Source organism: Nitratidesulfovibrio sp. SRB-5, assembly GCF_019931275.1.
Taxonomy (GTDB): Bacteria; Desulfobacterota; Desulfovibrionia; order Desulfovibrionales; family Desulfovibrionaceae; genus Cupidesulfovibrio.
In genome coordinates, this window is the sequence record NZ_JAIOTY010000001.1 from 1,672,448 (window position 1) to 1,689,390 (window position 16,943).

The following is a 16,943-nucleotide window of genomic DNA, read 5'->3' on the forward strand; positions in this document are numbered from 1 at the left end:
ACGGCCAAACGGAGCGCGCCCGCGCGCCCGGCCTTCATCAACGCCTCTAGGACCCAAAGGGAGTCTGGCATGCTCAAGTGGCTCTTGCTGATCGCGGCAGGCTATTTCCTCTACCGCCTTGTGACCAACGAAGCGCGCAAGAAGAGCAAGGATGACAAGAAGCAGAAGGAAGAGATGGTGGCCACCGGCGAAATGGTGCGCGACCCCATCTGCGGCGCTTACATCGACGCCAATGGCGGCGTTACCGTACGCGACGGCGACAAGACCTATCGCTTCTGCAGCTATGAATGCCGCGACACGTTCCTGAAGCAGTTGGAAAGCGGCGGCCGTGAAATCCCCGCACGCGAGGAAAAGGACGCCGAGTAGGCAGCCGAGTAGGCAGCCGAGTAGGTCGCCGAGTAGGTCGCCGGTCCCCGCAGGTTCCGCCGGATGCACGGGGGCAGGCTTGTGCCGCCACCCGGCGTTGCCCGCCAGCAAGTGGCGCCGCAGTTACCGTAACAGCTCGTTCTTTCGTGATGCCGCAGCGCGCCGGAGGCATGTGCCCCGCAGGCGCAAGGCGGCCTGACGCAGGAGGCACCGGTTCATGCAGTTCTTCCTGGATACGGCGAACCTTGCCGAGATGCGCGCCGCCAAGGCCTGGGGCCTGCTGGACGGCGTGACCACCAATCCCACGCTGATGGCCCGCGAAGGCGGTGACTGGCGCATGGTGATGCAGGCCATCTGCCGCGAGGTGGAAGGCCCGGTGAGCCTGGAGGCCGTTGGCGACACCGCCGACGAGCTCATTGCCATGGGGCTGGACCTTGTGCGCAACGGTCCCAACGTGGTGGTCAAGATTCCCATGACCCCCGAAGGGCTGAAGGCCGTGCGCGTGCTGAAGACCAAGGGCGTGGACACCAACGTGACCCTGGTCTTTTCGCCCATGCAGGCGCTGCTGGCCGCCAAGGCCGGGGCCTCGTTCATCTCGCCCTTCGTGGGGCGGCTGGACGGCCTGTCGCAGGACGGCATGCAGCTTGTGGCGGACATCATGACCATCCTGCGCAACTACTCCGGCATGGGGATGGACGCCCGGGTCATCGTGGCCAGCGTGCGCCATCCGCGACACGTGGCCGAGGCGGCCCTGATGGGTGCCCACGTGGCCACCGTGCCGTTTGCCGTGCTGCGGCAGATGTTCGACCACCCGCTGACCACGTCCGGGCTCGAGACGTTCAACAAGGACTGGGCGGCGCTGAACGGCTAGCGATTTTTTGCCGTCCGGCCTCCGGTGGCAGGCCTGTGTGACGGTTTTTGCGTGGATATCCCGAGAAACGGGCCCCATTCCCAACGGATGGTGCCCGTTTCTGCGTTCAAAAAGGAAAAACGCGTGAAATGGCCGTTTGCGGCGAAAAGGCGTTCCGGATGGACCAGGGGCTGGATTTTGAAATTTAAGGCCTGAAATCCGGAAGGTGGAAGGGGGGAATTTTTGAAGATCGGCAGGCTATGCTGCTTGCCTATATAAGGATGTGTCGACAGCATCCAGCCGCGAAAGAGCGAAGGGGCACCGGCGTGGCGGGTGGCGATGCTGGTGAAGGTGGAATGGAATCCGCGCGGTATGTGTTTGCCACTCAGGGCACGAGGGGCGCGGTGCTTGTGACCATTTGGATGGATGCGCAAGCAATCGGATTAGGCGATTGAACGGCGGCGCGAGCTTTGGTCCACAGCCAATGCGGTACACGACAGCGGGACAGGCGTGCTCCTGGCGGGCTGCCCAGTTCACGGATCGGGGCCGCAAGACCGTGCCGACCCGTGGTCGAAACGTGGGGGACGCAGCCCTTCGCGTGCTTTCTTGCATGTCTCATAATGTAAATTATGTTAACTTTGGTGCGGCGGGAAGTCTTTCATTTCAATTTGATATGAATTTCCGATTTTTCGTGAAACAACCGGTGGCTTTCCGATGCTGCCCCGCCGTGAACACCGATCTGACCGCACTTGATATGCGCCCCGATTCCCGTCCGGCATGACTGTTGACCCGGATGGTCGGTGTTTCGAGTCGCTCGTGCGGGATGTCGATGCATGCTTTTTTTGTGCGCCCATATCGTCACAAGCGATCATTCTGCGGTGTCAGCAGAATGTTCGACCGGTATCTGTTCACGATGCAACCTCGCCCCCTTTTGCGGGTGTCGTTGTGTGCGGCGCATGGAAGTAACTTCGGCTCTGTCCGCTCTGGGCGTCCTATCGGCGTGGGCGTTTTCAGATGACCGTCTTATCTGTTCTGGCGATGCATGGAGGGACAAAAAAGACCGTCGGCAAACGCGTGCGCGCTGCCGACGGAAACGGATCAATCGATATGACTGATTGCTGAAGATGGGGGGACGAGAGGCCGCAGACGGAATCAGTCGTCTTGCTTTGGACGGGTCTTCCAGCGCTTGTGCATCCAGAACCACTGTTCGGGATGGGCGCGCACTGCCCTTTCCACGGCCTCTGTATAATACCGGGCAACGGCTTCGATCTTGTCGTTCCTGTCTCCGTCCAGTGTGGCGGTGTCCAGCGGTTCGTCAATGTACAACCGGTAGCGGTTGCCCTCGCGGATTATGAAGGCGGGCCACACTTCCGCCTCGGCGCGGACGGCCAGCAGGGCCGGCCCCATGTTCACGGCGGCTGTTTCACCAAGGAACGGCAGGAAGATGGCCTCGTTTCGCCGGCAGTTGTGGTCCACAAGAAATCCGACGCACCCCTTGCGCTTCAGTCCCTTGAGCACGGTGAACACGGCGTTGCGGTGGTCCACCACCTGCAACCCGCGCGCGCCGCGCATGGCGAAGATGAAGTCGTTGAGGGTGCGGTTGCTGTTGCGGCGCACCACCACCATGCGCGGGCGGTCCGGCTGCCAGCGGCCGAGCAGCGACCCCATGAATTCCCACGCCCCCAGATGGCCCGTGGCCGCCACCAGCGGGCGCATGCTTGCGGTGATCCTGCGCAGACGGTCGGGATTGTCGATGATGAGGCGATCGCCCATCAGTTCGAAACCGAACTGCCCCACCAGCACCAGTTCCAGGAACGAGCGGGCATTGTGGGAAAAGCTTTCCCGCGCGATGCGTCTGGCCTCTTGCTGCGAGACGCCAAGGTGATCGGCGATGGCGCGGACAGCCAGACGCCGCCTGCCGGGCAGGCAGTGCCACAGCAATGCGCCCAGTGCGTTGCCGTAGCGGGCTATGCCGTCAAACCCCTGCCTGGCCAGGGCGCGGGCCAGCATGTGCAGCAGACGCGACATCCGGCCTTTGGGGGGCGTGGTTGAGCCTGGGCCGGTATCCGTGCCGGTGTCGTCGGGGGTAATGTCGCGGCGGGTGGGGGGCGTCATCGCAATCCTTCAAGCCGGGCTTCAAGTTCAGCGCAGGCGGCGGTCAGCATTGCATCGTCCCCCTGCCCGTTCTCGCGCCCCTTTTGTTGGTCTGATGCATCGTGTGCATCCGGCAGCCGATATGGCGCACCAAACACCACGCGCACGTGGGAAAACGGCAGAGGCAGCTGAAAACGGTCCCAGGCGCGTTCGAACACCTTGGCGCTCTCCATGAAAATGCGCACGGGCACGATGGGGGCCTTGGCCCGCTGCGCCAGAAAGATTGCCCCCGGCTTGACCTTGTGGCGCGGGCCACGCGGGCCGTCCACAGTCACGCAGCCGCACAATCCTTCCTTGCGCATCTGGCGTGCCGCGCCGATCAGCGCCTTGACTCCGCCGCGCGAACTGGAACCCCGCGCCGTGCGCAGGCCCAGCCGTTGCAGCACCTGGGCCAGGTATTCGCCGTCCCGGCTCTGGCTGACCACGGTGACGATCTCCAGGTCGCCGCGCACGTGCATGAGCGGAAAGAGTTCGTCGTGCCACAGCGCAAAGACCATGGGGGTGTGGGCATGCCACAGGTCGTCCACGGCCTGGCGCCCGGCAATGTCATAGCGCAGGGTGGCGCACCAGGCCTTGTACAGTCCGTACAGCGGGGGCGCGATGAGGGCCGGGGGCAACTTCACGCGGTGGCTCCGGTGGCGGGCACGGCAGCGCCCTGCTCCGTGTCTACAGGATCGCCCACGTTGGCCGGGGCGGCACTGGCTGTGTCGGTTGCGAACTGCATGGCGTACAGCCGGGCGTACATGGGGCAGCGAGCCAGCAGTTCCTCGTGCCGTCCGGCGTCCACGATGCGCCCCTGCTCCATGACCAGAATGCGGTCGGCGGAAAGGATGGTGGACAGCCGGTGGGCAATGACGATGCTGGTGCGGTTTTCCATCAGGTTGTCCAGGGCCTTCTGCACGATGCGCTCGGCCTCGGAATCCAGCGCGCTGGTGGCCTCGTCCAGGATGAGCAGCGGCGCATCCTTCATGATGGCCCGGGCAATGGTCAGGCGCTGCTTCTGCCCGCCGGACAGCTTCACCCCGCGCTCGCCCAGCAGGGTGTCGTACCCTTCCGGCAGTTCGCGGATGAATTCATCGGCATAGGCGGACATGGCGGCGGCGCGCACGGTGTCTTCGTCAATGGCCCCGGAAAGACCGTAGGTGATGTTGTCGCGCACCGGAAGGTTGAACAGGAAGGTGTCCTGCGACACCATGGACACGTTGCGGCGCAAGGTTTCCAGGGTGTAGTCCGCCACCGGGCGGCCATTGAGGATGATGGCCCCCTGCTGCGGTTCGTAGAACCGGGGAATCAGGTTGACGAAGGTGCTCTTGCCCGCGCCGCTGGGCCCCACGATGGCCACGCGTTCACCCGCGCGTACGGTAAGGCTGACGTTGTCCAGCGCGGGCGCGGTCTTGCTGCCGTAGGTGAAGGTCACGCCCTCGAAGCGCAGTTCGCGGAAGGGTTCGTCGAAGGGGGTGTCGCCCCCCTGCTCCACCGTCAGTTCGGGCGCGTCGAGTATCTCGAACACCCGCTCGGCACCGGCCAGGGCGCGCTGCACTTCCATGTTGTAGGAATTCAGCGACTTGACCGGGTCGTACATCATGGCCAGCGCGGCCACGAACGAGAAAAAGGTGCCCGCCGTGGTTTCACCGGCGATGACCTCGTGCCCGCCGAACCAGATAACAAGGCCGATGCCCACGGCCCCGATCAGTTCCATGATCGGCGAGGAAAGCTCGGACACGCTGGCCTGCTTCAGGTACAGCCGGGCCAGGCGTTCGTTTTCGTCGTCGAAGCGGCGCGCCTCGTGCCGTTCGGTGGCAAAGGCCTTGACCACCCGGATGCCGCTGAACACTTCCTGCAACACCACGGAAATGTCCGCCAGTTTCGACTGGTTGCGGCGGCCATACTTGCGCAGCTTGCGACCGAACCATACCAGCGGATACAGCGCCGCGGGCAGCACCAGCACCGCCCACACCGCCAGGCGCGGGTTCTGGTAGAACACCACGCCCACCAGGCCCAGCATGGTCAGCAGTTGCCGCACCATCATCACGATGGACGGCAGACTGTTGCGGATCATGGTCACGTCGTTGATGATGCGCGACATGAGCATGCCCACCTGCGATTCCTCGTAGAATTGCAGCGGCAGGTATATGATCTTGTCGTACAGTTCCGAGCGCAGCTTTTCCAGCACGCGCAGGCCGCTGTACTGCATGAAGTAGTTCTGCACGTAACGCCCGGCGCCCTTCACCAGCGTAAGCACGAAGAACAGCAGCGGCACGTACAGCAGCGCCTGCTCGTCCTTGTTGATGAAGATTTCGTCCAGGGCGGGCTTGACCAGCCAGGCGGACCCGGCGGTGCTCAGCGACACCACGCCCATGGCCAGCATGGAAAGGAATATCTGCCCCTTGTAGGGGCGGAAATACTTCAAGCAACGCTTGATCAGGTGAATGCTCTGGCCCTGGGTGGGCTGGTCGGTCTTGGTGGCGTTGGCCATGTGCTGCGTGGTCTTCTATTTGTTTGGTGAATGTGTTGCTGGAAAATGCGCGGCTGTTTTCGATTTGACCAGGCCGCTCCGTGTGGTGTTCCTTCAGAAAAGGAGGCTCACCATGCCAGAAATCGAACTGAACTGCCAGAATCTTCCCTGCCCCCAGCCCGTGCTGCGCTGCAAGCGCTGCCTTGACGAGCAATCGCCCGCATCGCTGGTGGTGGTTGTCGATAATCAGGCCGCGCGGGAAAACGTGACGCGCTTTCTGTCCACGCAAGGATATGCCGTGCAGGTCGAAGCCGTATCACCGGACGCGGGCGACGGCCTGTGGCGACTGCGCGGGGTGAAGGGCGATGCGCCCGCCACCAACCCCGCCGACGATTGCGAGGTCTGCGAAGTGATGACCGAGGAACAGCTGCGCCGCATGGGCGAGAAGGTCGTGGTCTTCCTGACGTCCGACGTCATCGGCTCGGGCGACGACGCGCTGGGTGCCAAACTGATGCAGAACTTTCTGGCCACCCTGCCGGAGCTGGGCGCCGAACTGTGGCGCGTGGTCATGCTGAACGGCGCGGTGCGCCTGTCCGCTGCGGACAGCCCCGCCCTGCCCCATCTGAAGCGGCTGGAGGCCGCCGGGGCCACCGTGCTGGTCTGCGGCACCTGCCTTGACCATTTTGGGCTTCTGGAGCAAAAGGCCGTGGGCCAGACCACCAACATGCTCGACGTGGTCACCAGCCTGCAACTCGCCACCAAGATCATCCGGCCGTAACCGGTCGGGGGGCGCGCCCGGCCTGGACCACGAATGTGTCCTGCCGTCGGCTGCGCCGCCATGCAACGTGTCCGGGATGCCGTCCGGCGCACCGCCGAAAGGTTGCGCCGGGCGGTTTTCTTTGCCGGGCGACCGGGATAGACTGCACCTGTTCGTCTGCGTACGGTTGCCGGGCATACCGCCCGAAAGGTCGTCGACGTCTCCGTCCGGAACCGTGCCGGACGCTTCGTCCGAAAATGTGCCGGGCGCTTCGTCCAAGATTATGCCAGACGCTTCGTCCGAAAATGTGCTAGACGCTTCGTCTGAAACTGTGCCAGACGCTTCGTCTGAAACTGTGCCAGACGCCCCATGCCGCACATGGCCAGGCCCGGGCCTGCCGCCACCAAACTTCAGCCCGCCGGACCCTGTCCGGCCCGGAACCCCATGACCCAGCGCCGTCCGTCGTCTCCGTCCCGCCCCGCCAAGTCTTCGACTGGCCGTCCCAAGCGCCCCGCCATCGACGCCGCCGACTCAGCGCGCTCCGATGCGCCCAAAGGCACCCGTTCCGATCGCCGGAGCGATGGTCCCGGGCGTCCCGGCCAGCCGTCGCCGCGTGGCAAGGCTGGCGAGGCGCCCCGCAAGAGCGGGAACGCTGGCAGAGATGACCGACAGGAACGGCGTCCCGGGGCAGGCCTTGTGCCCGGTCGCGGACCCGGCAGGAATCGTCGCGAGGGGGAACCGGCGGCGCGTCAGCTCGAAGTCGCGGCGGTGGACGCCCAGCCCGCGCAGTCAGCCCAGCCCGCGCAGCCAGGGCAATCCGGCGAACCGCACTTCCAGCCCGGCGAATCGGCCATGCAACCCGGCGAAGTGCGCCTGAACAAGGCCATTGCCGGGGCGGGGGTGTGTTCGCGGCGTCAGGCGGACGACCTCATACAGCAGGGGGTGGTGCGGGTCAACGGCGAGGTGGTGGACACCCCCGGGGCGCGCGTGGTGCCGGGGCGCGACCGCATCGAGGTGCGCGGCCAACTGCTGGAACTGGATGCCGCGCCCGCCGCGTTCACCTACGTGATGCTGCACAAGCCGGTGCAGGTTGTCTCCACCGTGCGCGACCCGCAGGGGCGGCCCACGGTGCTGGGCATCCTGCCGCCCGACCTGCGCGGCGGACGGCTGTATCCCGTGGGCAGGCTGGACTATTTTTCCGAAGGGCTGCTGATCCTCACCGATGACGGCGACCTGACCAACCGGCTCACCCACCCCCGCTACCACCTGCCCAAGGTCTACATGGTCAAGGTGCGCGGCCACGTGACCGAATCCACCCTGGCCCCCATGCGCCAGGGCATGACCCTGGCCGAGGGCGAAAAGCTTGCGCCCGTGGAAGTGCGCCTGTTGCAGTCGGACCGCCAGGCCAGCCTTTTCGAGATGACCCTGCACCAGGGCGTGAACCGGCAGATTCGCCGGATGTGCCGCGACCTGGGGCTGACGGTGCTGCTGCTGCGGCGTGTACGGCAGGGGCCGCTGGAACTGGGCGAATTGCCCAAGGGCGCGGCCCGCCGCCTGACCCCGCACGAGGTGGCAGCCCTGCGCCGCGCCGCCGGTCTGGAAGGCTGACGTACACCGCGCGGGCACTACCCGCGTCAAAAGCCGCCTTGCTTCAGGTCAGGGGCCGAAGGGTATACCCCCTTTGGCAATGAGGGCTTTTTCCCTGCTCTTGCCGTACACGGCATACGTCAGGACCGGGTGTGTCCGCCCTATCGGCTACATGCAAACAACGCCTCTCGCACAGCCGCGAGAGGCGTTGTTGTTTTCTTGCAACTTCAAGTTGAACTTGAAGTGAAGTGATTGGCATGCCCTTCAGGGCGCGAGAGCTTGTGGCAGTTGCCATGTCTGACGCTGCCCGCAGCCAGCCCCCCCTAGTTGAACAGCTGCTTCTCGGGCGAGCCCTGTCTGGTGCGGTCTTCCACGTCCACGCCCTTTGGCGGGGCGAAACGGAAGGCGCTGTCCTGAACCCCGGCGTCGGTGGCCAGGCTGTTCAGGGTGATGTCGTTCTCGTTGCCGTAGAAGTCGATGATCTTGGCCCGGCGGATCAGGTTGGTGTTCGGGTCCACCCACAGGAAGGCCTCGGTCAGCTGCGGCGTCGGCTCCTTGGGATACATGTGCAGGCGGGCCATGCCGTTGTCGTCGGCCTCCTCGGCCACGTCGAAATCCTGCTCCAGCTTGGCCTGGCCGGTGATCACCTTGATGATGGACCGCGAGTCCTGCACCAGTTCCACCGGGTACTTGTAGGCCACCTCTTCGTCCGGCAGGTAGTTCCAGATTTCGTTGGCGGTCACCACCAGCAGCTCGGCGTGGGGAGCCTTGGTCTCCCAGCGCACCAGCAACGGCTTGCGGAATTGCAGGGTGCCCTGCCGGGTTTCCTTGGCACCGCTTTCGCGGTGCAGCAGCACCTGGGTGAAGTCCGCCTTGAGGGTGGTTGTGGCGTCGTAGCGCTGTTGCAGGCGGTTGGTCAGTTCACCGGCGGCACGGGCCGGGGCGGCGGACAGGGCCATGGCAGCGCACAGGGCGGCAAGGCCAAGCAGGCGGGAAAAGGCACGAAGGGAAAGGGGACGAATCACGGAATGCTCCTGTGGAGATTGCTGGCGGGATGGGCACGGGCCTGCCGTGCGGAGTGACAGGGGGGGACGACAGGGGCGGGCATTGGCCGAAGGCACATGATATGTCTCAACGGTGCCCCATTCCGCCTGATTTTGCCCGTCCGGTCCTCTCTGGTCGGGCTTGGCCGGATTTGGCCGGATTTGGACGGCCATGCTCGAACTCGGTCGGACCCGGGCCGTGCTGGGGCTGCGCTAGCAGGACTGGGCCAGCGCGTCAACTCGTGCGGCGGGTGCGGGGCGGCGGCGAAACACCACCCCACCCCGCGCCCTGCCCGCAATTGCTATCTGATGACCATGCGCGGCTTGCTGCCGTCGGATGGGCCGATGATGCCGTCGTGTTCCATTTGCTCCACGTAGCGCGCCGCCCGGTTGAACCCGATGCGGAAGCGCCGCTGGATCTGCGAGATGGAGGCCTTGCCCTGTCCGATGACGAATTCCACGGCCTCGGCGTACATGGGGTCGTCGGAAAGGTCGCCCCCGCCGTTGCCGTTGGCGCCGTCACCCGTGCCGTCGTTACCCCAGTCGGCAAAGTCCACCGTGTAGTTGGGGGCCTGCTGGCGCTTCCAGAACTCCACCACGGAGGCCACGTCGTCGTCGCCCACGAAGGCGCCGTGCAGCCGCTGCAACTTGCCGCCGCTGGGCTTGAAGAGCATGTCCCCCTTGCCCAGCAGGTGTTCGGCGCCCACGGTGTCGAGAATGGTGCGCGAATCGTGCTTGGAGGTGACCTGGAACGAGATGCGGCACGGGAAGTTGGCCTTGATGAGGCCGGTGACCACGTCCACGCTGGGGCGCTGGGTGGCCAGGATCATGTGGATGCCCGCCGCGCGCGCCAGTTGGGCCAGGCGCACGATGCTGGTTTCCACTTCCTTGGCGGCGGTCAGCATGAGGTCGGCCAGTTCGTCGATGACGATGACCAGGTACGGCATGCGTTCCAGATCCGCCAGTTCCGCCGGCAGGTTCGCGCCAAGGTCGGCCAGCTTCTGGTTGTACCCGGCGATGTTGCGCACGGCCAGGCGCGCCATGGCCTGATAGCGGCGGTCCATCTCCTGCACGGCCCAGTCCAGGGCGTTCTTGGCCAGGGCCATTTCCGTTACCACGGGGTGCACCAGATGCGGCAGGTCGGCGTACACGGCAAGCTCGATGCGCTTGGGGTCCACCAGCAGCATCTGCACGTCTTCCGGGCGTGCCTTGTACAGGAAGCTGAGCAGGATGGAGTTCAGGCACACGCTCTTGCCCGCGCCGGTGGCGCCCGCCACCAGCAGGTGGGGCATGCGGGCCAGGTCCGCCACGGTGGCGTTGCCCGCGATGTCCTTGCCGATGGCCATGGTGAGCATGGACGGGGCGGAACGGAAGGTCTCCGAGCCCAGCAGTTCCTTGAAGCACACGTTTTCGCGCGCCTCGTTGGGAATCTCGATGCCCACGGTGTCCGTGCCGGGGATGGGGGCCTGGATGCGCACGGCAATGGCCTTCAGCGCCAGCGCCAGGTCGTCGCTGAGGTTGGCGATGCGGCTCACCTTCACACCGGGGGCCGGGCGCACCTCGAACATGGTGACCACCGGGCCGGGGGTGATGCGGGTCAGTTCGCCCTGCACGCCGAAGTCGGCCAGGCAGGTGATGACGCTCTGCCCCTTGGCCTCCAGTATCTGGCGGGCGGGCTTGGTGTCGCCGCCCGCCACGGAGTGCAGCAGGTCCAGGCCGGGCAGCTTGCTGCGCGCCTTGCGGGGGCGCGCGGGTTTGGCGGGCGCGGTCCCCTGCCCTTCACGGGCCGGGTCGTCGCCGAAGGCGCCTTCCAGCCAGGTGGGGCCAGCCTCGCCCGCCGCGTAGTCCACGAGGTCGTCGGCAAGGCCGTCGGGCAGCCCGTGGGGGGCATCGCCCGCAAGGTCGTCCTCCAGCCCCATGGCTCCGGGGCCGAATTCGTTCCCGGCAAAGGGGTCGCCGACGCTGGCGGCTGCGTTGCCGCCGTCACGTCCGGTACGCACCGTGGCGCGACCGTTCGCACGGCCATTCGTCTGGGCGGCATCGTGCACGGCGTGGGCATAGGCGTCGTCGTCCTCCGGGTCCTGGGGCACGTAAGGCGCGGGCACGGGCGTGGGCCCGTCGTCGCCGGGGCGGTACGGACGGGGTGTGCCCTGCACGCCGCGCCCGGCGGGCAGCGGCGCGGGGGTGACGTCCACCACCTGGCCCTGTTTGGGCCCGCGCTTGCGGTTCCACAGGAACTGGAACACGCCCAGGCCCGGCAGCTTCAGCCAGCGCGAAGCGCGCGCGGTGCTGGCTGCGGGGTCTGCGGGATTGGGCAGGCGCTCGTCGCCCCCCACGATCACCGGGCGGGCCGCGGCGGATTCCACCGCGTTGCGCGGCGCGGAAATTTCCAGCTTCGGGGCGGGCTTTGCCCTGGGCGTCAACCCTTCACGCAATCCTTCAAGGATGCGGCGGCCCATGGCCGACCAGGACAGCGCCAGCACCAGCTGGGCCGAGATCAGGAACAGGAACAGCCACACCAGCGCCGAGCCGCGCGGGCTGAAATAGCGTGCCGCGAAGTTGTGCAGGATGACGCCAAAGAAGCCGCCTCCGCCCACGTCGCCGATGGACAGGTTCCATCCCGCGCCCATGGTGGCCACGCAGGCGCCCAGCAGGATCAGCCCCAGCCAGCGCCACCACGGCACGTCGAAGGGAATGACCACGTAGCGCGCGCCGATGCCCATGAACCCGAAAGGCCACAGGAAGGCGGAAAAACCGAAGAGATCCACCAGGATGCCGCCGATGTACGAGCCGAACAGCCCCGCGCTGTTGCGCACCTGCGTGGCATTGCTGACCACGTGGTTCAGGCTGGGGTCGCGGGCGTCGAAGGTGGCAAGGCTGAGCAGCAGCAGCAGCCCCCAGAAGATGAGGAAGAGCCCGAAAAGTTCGCGGGCCAGTTTGTTGCCGTCCGTGGCGGCACCCTCCTGATGTCGCGGCCTGATTGTCGCGGAATGCGTATTGGCGCGGGGCGGCCCGCAAGAAAAGGGATATGACCGTATCGGCCATATCCCTTACCGTACTCGTGGGTTTCCGTCCACACGGCCCCGCCGCACCGGACTGGCGACCATGGCCGCCACCCGCCTCGGGCTGGGGGGCCGTGCGCGAAATCGGGCTATTCGCGGCCCAGGTAGTCGCGGGTGCGGGTATCGACCTTCACGCGGTCGCCGATGTTCACGAAGATGGGCACGCCGATGACGATGCCGGTTTCCAGCGTGGCGGGCTTGGTCACGTTGCTCACGGTGTCGCCCTTGGCGCCGGGCTCGGTGTCGGTCACTTCCAGCACCAGGGACACGGGCAGGTCGATGTCCAGCGGCTTGCCGTTGTACAGCAGCACGCGCACCTGCTGGGCCTCCTTGAGGAAGCCGGCCTTGCCGTCGGTGGTATCTTCCGCGATGTGCAGCTGTTCGTAGGTGGTAAGGTCCATGAACACGAGGTCATCGCCTTCACGGTACAGGTACTGCATTTCGCGGGTTTCCATGTCGGGTCGGCCCACCTTTTCGCCGGAGCGGAAGGTGTTGTCCATCATGCGGTCGTTCAGCAGGTTGCGCAGCTTGGTGCGCACCATGGCACCGCCCTTGCCGGGCTTGAAATGCTGGAACTCGACGATTTCGAAGGGCGTGCCGTCGATTTCGATCTTGAGACCCTTCCTGAAATCGGTGGTTGAATACATGAAGCCTCCGGAGTGATGTTCGTGGGGATATGCGGAACTACACCGTTGTGACGGCGGGCTGCCGGGCATCCAGATGCAGCACCAGCGCCTGCACGGCGAGCGCGTAGCTGGTAATGCCGAAGCCCGCCACCACGCCGATGACGTGGCGGCCGATGTAGCTCTTCTGGCGCAGCGGTTCGGACCGCGCCAGCACGTTGCTGAGGTGCACCTCGACGCAGGGCAGCCCGATCCAGGCCAGGCAGTCGGCCAGGGCAAGGCTGGTGTGGGTGTAGGCGCCCGCGTTCAGCACCACGCCGTCCACGCCGTCGCGCCGGGCCTGTTCCAGCCGGTCGATGAGCGCGCCTTCGCCGTTGGACTGGAAAAACTCCAGTTCCACACCGCTGGCGCCAGCGCCCAGGACCTGACCGACCAGGCCGGGCACGGCATCCATGCCCACGCTGCCGTAAATGTCGGGCTGGCGCACGCCCAGAGCGCCCAGATTGGGGCCGTTCAGCACCAGTATGCGGTAGCGGGCCATGCGGCGTCCTTTGTGCGGTTGGCGGCGCGGGGCCGGTTGTTGGGAGCGTGGCCGGTTGCGGCGGAACGGGGATGGGCCGGACTGGACACCATGCGCCCGCATCGGGTAACAGGATATTTTTTCCCAACGGCGTCCTGTTGTCAACAATGAAGCCGCGCCGGACTTCATGCCCGGCGGCCGTTTTCGTTCCGCCCAACAGGCAGCCCGTCATGCCGCCCCATCGGGCCTACCCCCAGCCATACGGCGCTCTGCGCCACCGGATACGATCATGCAACCAGTGCTTGAACTTGAAGCCACCGTCTACACCCTGGAACAGATGCGCGCCTTCGACGCGCCGCAGATAGCCCTTGCCGGGCGCTCCAACGTGGGCAAATCCTCGCTCGTCAACGCCCTGGCCCGCCGCAAGGCGCTGGCCAAGATCAGCGCCACCCCCGGCAAGACGCGTTCCATCAACTATTACCGCGTGAAGCCCGACGGCTTCTACGTGGTGGACCTGCCCGGCTACGGCTACGCCAAGTGCAGCAAGGAAGAACGCCAGAAGTGGGCGGAACTCATCGAGCGCTACCTGAGCACCTGCCCTACCCTGAAGGCCCTGACCGTGCTGCTGGACAGCCGTCTGGACCCGCAGCAGCTGGACCTGGACCTGACCTCGTTCGCCCGCAAGAGCGGCATCACCCTGCTGCCTGTGCTGACCAAGGCCGACAAATGCTCCCAGCGCGAGCGCGCCGAGCGCCAGCGCCAGTGGCGCGACATCCTGGGGGGCATTGCCCCGCTGGTGGTGTCCGCCAAGACGGGCATGGGCGTTGACAACCTGTGGGCATCGCTGCGCAAGGTGGTCACCGTGGGTGAGGTGCGGGGTTCCGCCCTGCTGGATCCCTTTGGCAGTGCCAAGCGCGACGTGCCGCTGGCGGACGCCGTGCCCCGGGATGGCTCGAAGGGTGGCCCCAAGGCTGATTCCCGGGGTACCCCTGACGCAACTTCGGAAGGTCCGGCCCCGAGCCCTGATTCCGAACCCGGCGCAAACGGAGCATAAGCCGCCGATCGGCGCTGGCTGCCCTGCCGTGCCGCACCCGCTCTGCACCCGGTCCGCACCCGGTCTGCACCCGATACGGGCCTGTTCCGGGCCTGTTCCGTTCAGGCCTGACCGTCCGCATCCCTCTTTGAAAGAAACGTCGCCCCGGCATGCCATGCATGCCGGGGCGACGTTCGTTGATGCGTTTTTCCGAACCGGATCAATCTGCCTTGAAGCGCGGCTTCAGCACCCATGCCAGCCGGAGCAGGGCCACGGCCAGAATCAGCGCGTTGGAGCCCCACGCGGCCAGCGGGGGCGAGACAATGCCCTTCTGGCCCAGCGTGCCGCCCACGGTGAACATGGTGTAGAACAGAAAGGTGATGATCAGCGACAGGCCGATGCCCAGGTAGATGTTGTCGCGCCAGGTCACGATGGCGGCGGCCACGGTCGCCATGACCACCAGCGAGGCGGCGTAGGCCAGCTTCATGTGCCAGGCGGTGCGCACGCCTTCGACGTTGGAGCCGGAAGCCGACAGCCGGTCGATGGCGTCGCCCAGCTGCCACAGGGGCAGGCGCGAGGGGTCGGCATTGCGCGCGGTGATCAGGAAGGCCTGCACGTCCTGCCGCAGCGGCAGGGTCAGGCTGTCGTGGCGGGTGCTGAGGTACCCGGATGGATCGAATTCGGTCACGCCGCGCAGTTCCCACTGCCGCTGCCCCGCCGTGAACGTTGCGGCGCGCACCACGCGCAGGATGGACAGCCCGTCGTCGGAAAGTTCGTAGGCGGCAAGGCCGCGCCCCGTGCCCTGTGCGGGCACCACCTCGGCCAGGCTGACCACGTAGGCCCCGTCGGTGAACCACACGTTGCGCAGCGTGGCCGTGGCCTCGGTCTTGCCGCGCACGTCCTCGTTCCAGATGCGCGCGGCCTCCACCTCGCCGGAAACGCCCAGCACCTGAGAAAAACCCAGTTGCAGCCCGCCCCACACCAGGCCGCACAGCACCAGGACACGGGCAATCCGCCCCATGGAGATGCCCCCGGCCTGCAGGGCGATGAGTTCGCGCCCGCGCGACATCAGGCAGAGCTGGGACAAGGTGGCCAGCAGGAACACGGCGGGCAGGATCTGCGAGATGATCAGCGGCGTCTTGGCCACGAAGTACCAGGCCGCCACTTTGAAGCTTACCCCGGCTTCAAGAAAGTCGTCCAGCCGGTCGAACAGGTCGGACAGGATGTACAGGCCGGTGCCGATGGCCAGGGTGGGCAGGATCAGCATCAGATTGTTGCGGAACAGGTAGCGGGCCAGCAGGCTCATGCTGCCTCCTTGCGGCGCAGCCGGGCCAGGCGACTGTGCGAGAACAGCCCGGACAGGGACGGGGCGCGCTCGCGCGCGGCCAGCCGCAACCCCCACAGCCCAGCGCCCAGAAAGAGCACGTTGGGCGTCCACAGGCCCACTTCCGGCGCAATGGTGCCCGCTTCGCCGGTGGTCAGCCCGAACGAGAGCAGGCTGTAGTAGACCAGGAACATCAGCAGGGCCAGCACCACGCCGAACTGGCGGTGCAGCCCCTCGAAGGCGCAGGCCAGCGGCATGGCGAACAGCCCCAGCACCAGGCAGGCCGCGGGAAACACCCAGCGCTTGTGCACTTCAACGGCCACCTTGCGCAGCAGCTTGTCGTCCACGTTGCCCTTGCCGTCGTCCAGCGGCAGCGCGCGCAGCTGTTCCCAGGAAAGCTCCTTGGGCTTGACCCTGCCGAGGTCCAGCCCCTTGAACATCAACCCCAGGTCGATGCGCACCACGTACTCCCCAAAGCCCAGCACGGAAACCTGCTGCCCTTCGGTCTTGTACAGGCGGCCATTTTGCAGGCGGAACAGCAGTTCGCCGCGCGCCTCGTCCGTGGCGATGGCCCCGGTGGGGGCCAGGATGGTCAGGGTGGAGTCCTCGCGCGAGCGGTCTTCGACGATGACCTGCGACAGCCTGTTGTCCGCGGGGTCCACCTGTCGGGCGAACAGGGTCAGCCCCGGAATGTCCTTGTTGAACACCCCGGGCTGCACCACCACGCGGGCGCGGCTGTTGGCGATGTCCATGACCGTGGCGCGAAAGTTGGCCATGCCCCAGGCCAGCCCCTGCAACGAAATGCCCAGGGTCAGCAGGGTGCACAGCACGCAGAACAGCAACGGCGCGGCCAGCATCTGGTACAGGCTGACGCCGCCCGCCTTGAGGGCGACGAGTTCGCGGTCGGTGCTCATGCGCAGAAAGGTCAGGAACACGCTGAGCATGCACGCCACCGGCACCACCAGCAGCATGAAGAACGGGGTCAGGTAGACGAACAGCAGCACCGCGTCGGCAAGGCCGAGGTCCAGCCCCAGAAAGAGTTCGCGCAGTTGCAGGCCCCGGCCTATGAGAACCAGGGTGAGCAGCGAGCCCAGGCAGAGCAGGAACAGGTGCAGCAGTTCGCCGAACAGCTGGCGCTGCAGCAGGGTATTGAGACGGAGGGGCAGAGG

Annotated in this window: 14 protein-coding genes; 5 read left to right on the forward strand and 9 right to left on the reverse strand. The window is 66.1% G+C overall.

Annotated elements, in window-relative coordinates; genetic code table 11:
* Positions 1-69 precede the first annotated feature (69 nt).
* Together K6142_RS06830 and fsa are read left to right on the forward strand one after the other, a co-directional pair.
* A complete protein-coding gene (locus tag K6142_RS06830) occupies positions 70-366 on the forward strand; it encodes a TRASH domain-containing protein (RefSeq protein ID WP_012611514.1) in 297 nt (98 codons plus the stop codon).
* A gap of 217 nt (positions 367-583) precedes the next feature.
* Complete coding sequence (gene fsa / locus K6142_RS06835) at positions 584-1,237, forward strand: fructose-6-phosphate aldolase (RefSeq protein ID WP_190243410.1); 654 nt, start codon at positions 584-586, stop codon at positions 1,235-1,237.
* A gap of 1,131 nt (positions 1,238-2,368) precedes the next feature.
* On the opposite strand, the gene K6142_RS06840 is transcribed toward fsa, so the two are convergent.
* Genes K6142_RS06840 through K6142_RS06850 form a run of 3 tightly spaced genes read right to left on the reverse strand, consistent with a single transcriptional unit; the run spans position 2,369 to position 5,846 of the window.
* Positions 2,369-3,331, reverse strand: a complete 963-nt coding sequence (locus tag K6142_RS06840) for a lysophospholipid acyltransferase family protein (RefSeq protein WP_223290189.1) — start codon at positions 3,329-3,331, stop codon at positions 2,369-2,371.
* Positions 3,328-3,993, reverse strand: a complete 666-nt coding sequence (locus K6142_RS06845) for a lysophospholipid acyltransferase family protein (protein WP_190243409.1) — start codon at positions 3,991-3,993, stop codon at positions 3,328-3,330. Before K6142_RS06845 ends, K6142_RS06840 begins: the two co-directional genes overlap by 4 nt.
* Positions 3,990-5,846 (reverse strand): ABC transporter ATP-binding protein, encoded by a 1,857-nt coding sequence (locus K6142_RS06850; RefSeq protein ID WP_190243408.1) that lies wholly within the window; start codon positions 5,844-5,846, stop codon positions 3,990-3,992. The genes K6142_RS06845 and K6142_RS06850 overlap by 4 nt, the downstream gene beginning before the upstream one ends.
* 112 nt (positions 5,847-5,958) lie before the next feature.
* Here K6142_RS06850 and yedF point away from each other — a divergent pair, with 112 nt between their 5' ends.
* Positions 5,959-6,603 carry a sulfurtransferase-like selenium metabolism protein YedF gene (gene yedF / locus K6142_RS06855; RefSeq protein WP_190243407.1) on the forward strand — a complete coding sequence of 215 codons (645 nt, stop codon included), beginning with the start codon at positions 5,959-5,961 and terminating at the stop codon, positions 6,601-6,603.
* 831 nt (positions 6,604-7,434) lie between these two features.
* Positions 7,435-8,190 (forward strand): pseudouridine synthase, encoded by a 756-nt coding sequence (locus tag K6142_RS06860; protein WP_190243446.1) that lies wholly within the window; start codon positions 7,435-7,437, stop codon positions 8,188-8,190.
* A gap of 302 nt (positions 8,191-8,492) precedes the next feature.
* Here the strand turns inward: K6142_RS06860 and lolA are convergent, their stop codons facing one another.
* From lolA to K6142_RS06880, 4 genes are all read right to left on the reverse strand, one after another.
* Positions 8,493-9,194 carry an outer membrane lipoprotein chaperone LolA gene (lolA, locus tag K6142_RS06865; protein WP_190243406.1) on the reverse strand — a complete coding sequence of 234 codons (702 nt, stop codon included), beginning with the start codon at positions 9,192-9,194 and terminating at the stop codon, positions 8,493-8,495.
* Between the two features lie 320 nt (positions 9,195-9,514).
* The gene (locus tag K6142_RS06870) at positions 9,515-12,259 is read right to left on the reverse strand and encodes a DNA translocase FtsK (protein WP_411722699.1); all 2,745 of its coding nucleotides are present in this window, start codon (positions 12,257-12,259) and stop codon (positions 9,515-9,517) included.
* A gap of 104 nt (positions 12,260-12,363) precedes the next feature.
* Positions 12,364-12,921, reverse strand: a complete 558-nt coding sequence (gene efp / locus K6142_RS06875) for an elongation factor P (protein ID WP_190243405.1) — start codon at positions 12,919-12,921, stop codon at positions 12,364-12,366.
* 37 nt (positions 12,922-12,958) lie between these two features.
* Positions 12,959-13,438, reverse strand: coding sequence for a type II 3-dehydroquinate dehydratase (locus K6142_RS06880; RefSeq protein ID WP_190243404.1), 480 nt, complete (start codon positions 13,436-13,438; stop codon positions 12,959-12,961).
* Positions 13,439-13,706: 268 nt separating this feature from the next.
* Between K6142_RS06880 and yihA the strand changes: the two genes are divergently transcribed.
* The gene (yihA, locus tag K6142_RS06885) at positions 13,707-14,471 is read left to right on the forward strand and encodes a ribosome biogenesis GTP-binding protein YihA/YsxC (RefSeq protein WP_190243403.1); all 765 of its coding nucleotides are present in this window, start codon (positions 13,707-13,709) and stop codon (positions 14,469-14,471) included.
* Positions 14,472-14,670: 199 nt separating this feature from the next.
* On the opposite strand, the gene K6142_RS06890 is transcribed toward yihA, so the two are convergent.
* Positions 14,671-15,756 (reverse strand): LptF/LptG family permease, encoded by a 1,086-nt coding sequence (locus K6142_RS06890; protein WP_190243402.1) that lies wholly within the window; start codon positions 15,754-15,756, stop codon positions 14,671-14,673.
* Positions 15,753-16,916 (reverse strand): LPS export ABC transporter permease LptF, encoded by a 1,164-nt coding sequence (gene lptF / locus K6142_RS06895; RefSeq protein ID WP_263284318.1) that lies wholly within the window; start codon positions 16,914-16,916, stop codon positions 15,753-15,755. The genes K6142_RS06890 and lptF overlap by 4 nt, the downstream gene beginning before the upstream one ends.
* Positions 16,917-16,943: the final 27 nt, after the last annotated feature.

Bases quoted from the DNA above. Each gene is read 5' to 3' on its own strand.
- K6142_RS06840 (WP_223290189.1), bottom strand. From the start codon at position 3,331: ATGACGCCCCCCACCCGCCGCGACATTACCCCCGACGACACCGGCACG.
- efp (WP_190243405.1), bottom strand. From the start codon at position 12,921: ATGTATTCAACCACCGATTTCAGGAAGGGTCTCAAGATCGAAATCGAC.
- yedF (WP_190243407.1), top strand. From the start codon at position 5,959: ATGCCAGAAATCGAACTGAACTGCCAGAATCTTCCCTGCCCCCAGCCC.
- fsa (WP_190243410.1), top strand. From the start codon at position 584: ATGCAGTTCTTCCTGGATACGGCGAACCTTGCCGAGATGCGCGCCGCC.
- K6142_RS06860 (WP_190243446.1), top strand. From the start codon at position 7,435: ATGCAACCCGGCGAAGTGCGCCTGAACAAGGCCATTGCCGGGGCGGGG.
- K6142_RS06880 (WP_190243404.1), bottom strand. From the start codon at position 13,438: ATGGCCCGCTACCGCATACTGGTGCTGAACGGCCCCAATCTGGGCGCT.
- yihA (WP_190243403.1), top strand. From the start codon at position 13,707: ATGCAACCAGTGCTTGAACTTGAAGCCACCGTCTACACCCTGGAACAG.
- K6142_RS06830 (WP_012611514.1), top strand. From the start codon at position 70: ATGCTCAAGTGGCTCTTGCTGATCGCGGCAGGCTATTTCCTCTACCGC.
- K6142_RS06850 (WP_190243408.1), bottom strand. From the start codon at position 5,846: ATGGCCAACGCCACCAAGACCGACCAGCCCACCCAGGGCCAGAGCATT.
- K6142_RS06890 (WP_190243402.1), bottom strand. From the start codon at position 15,756: ATGAGCCTGCTGGCCCGCTACCTGTTCCGCAACAATCTGATGCTGATC.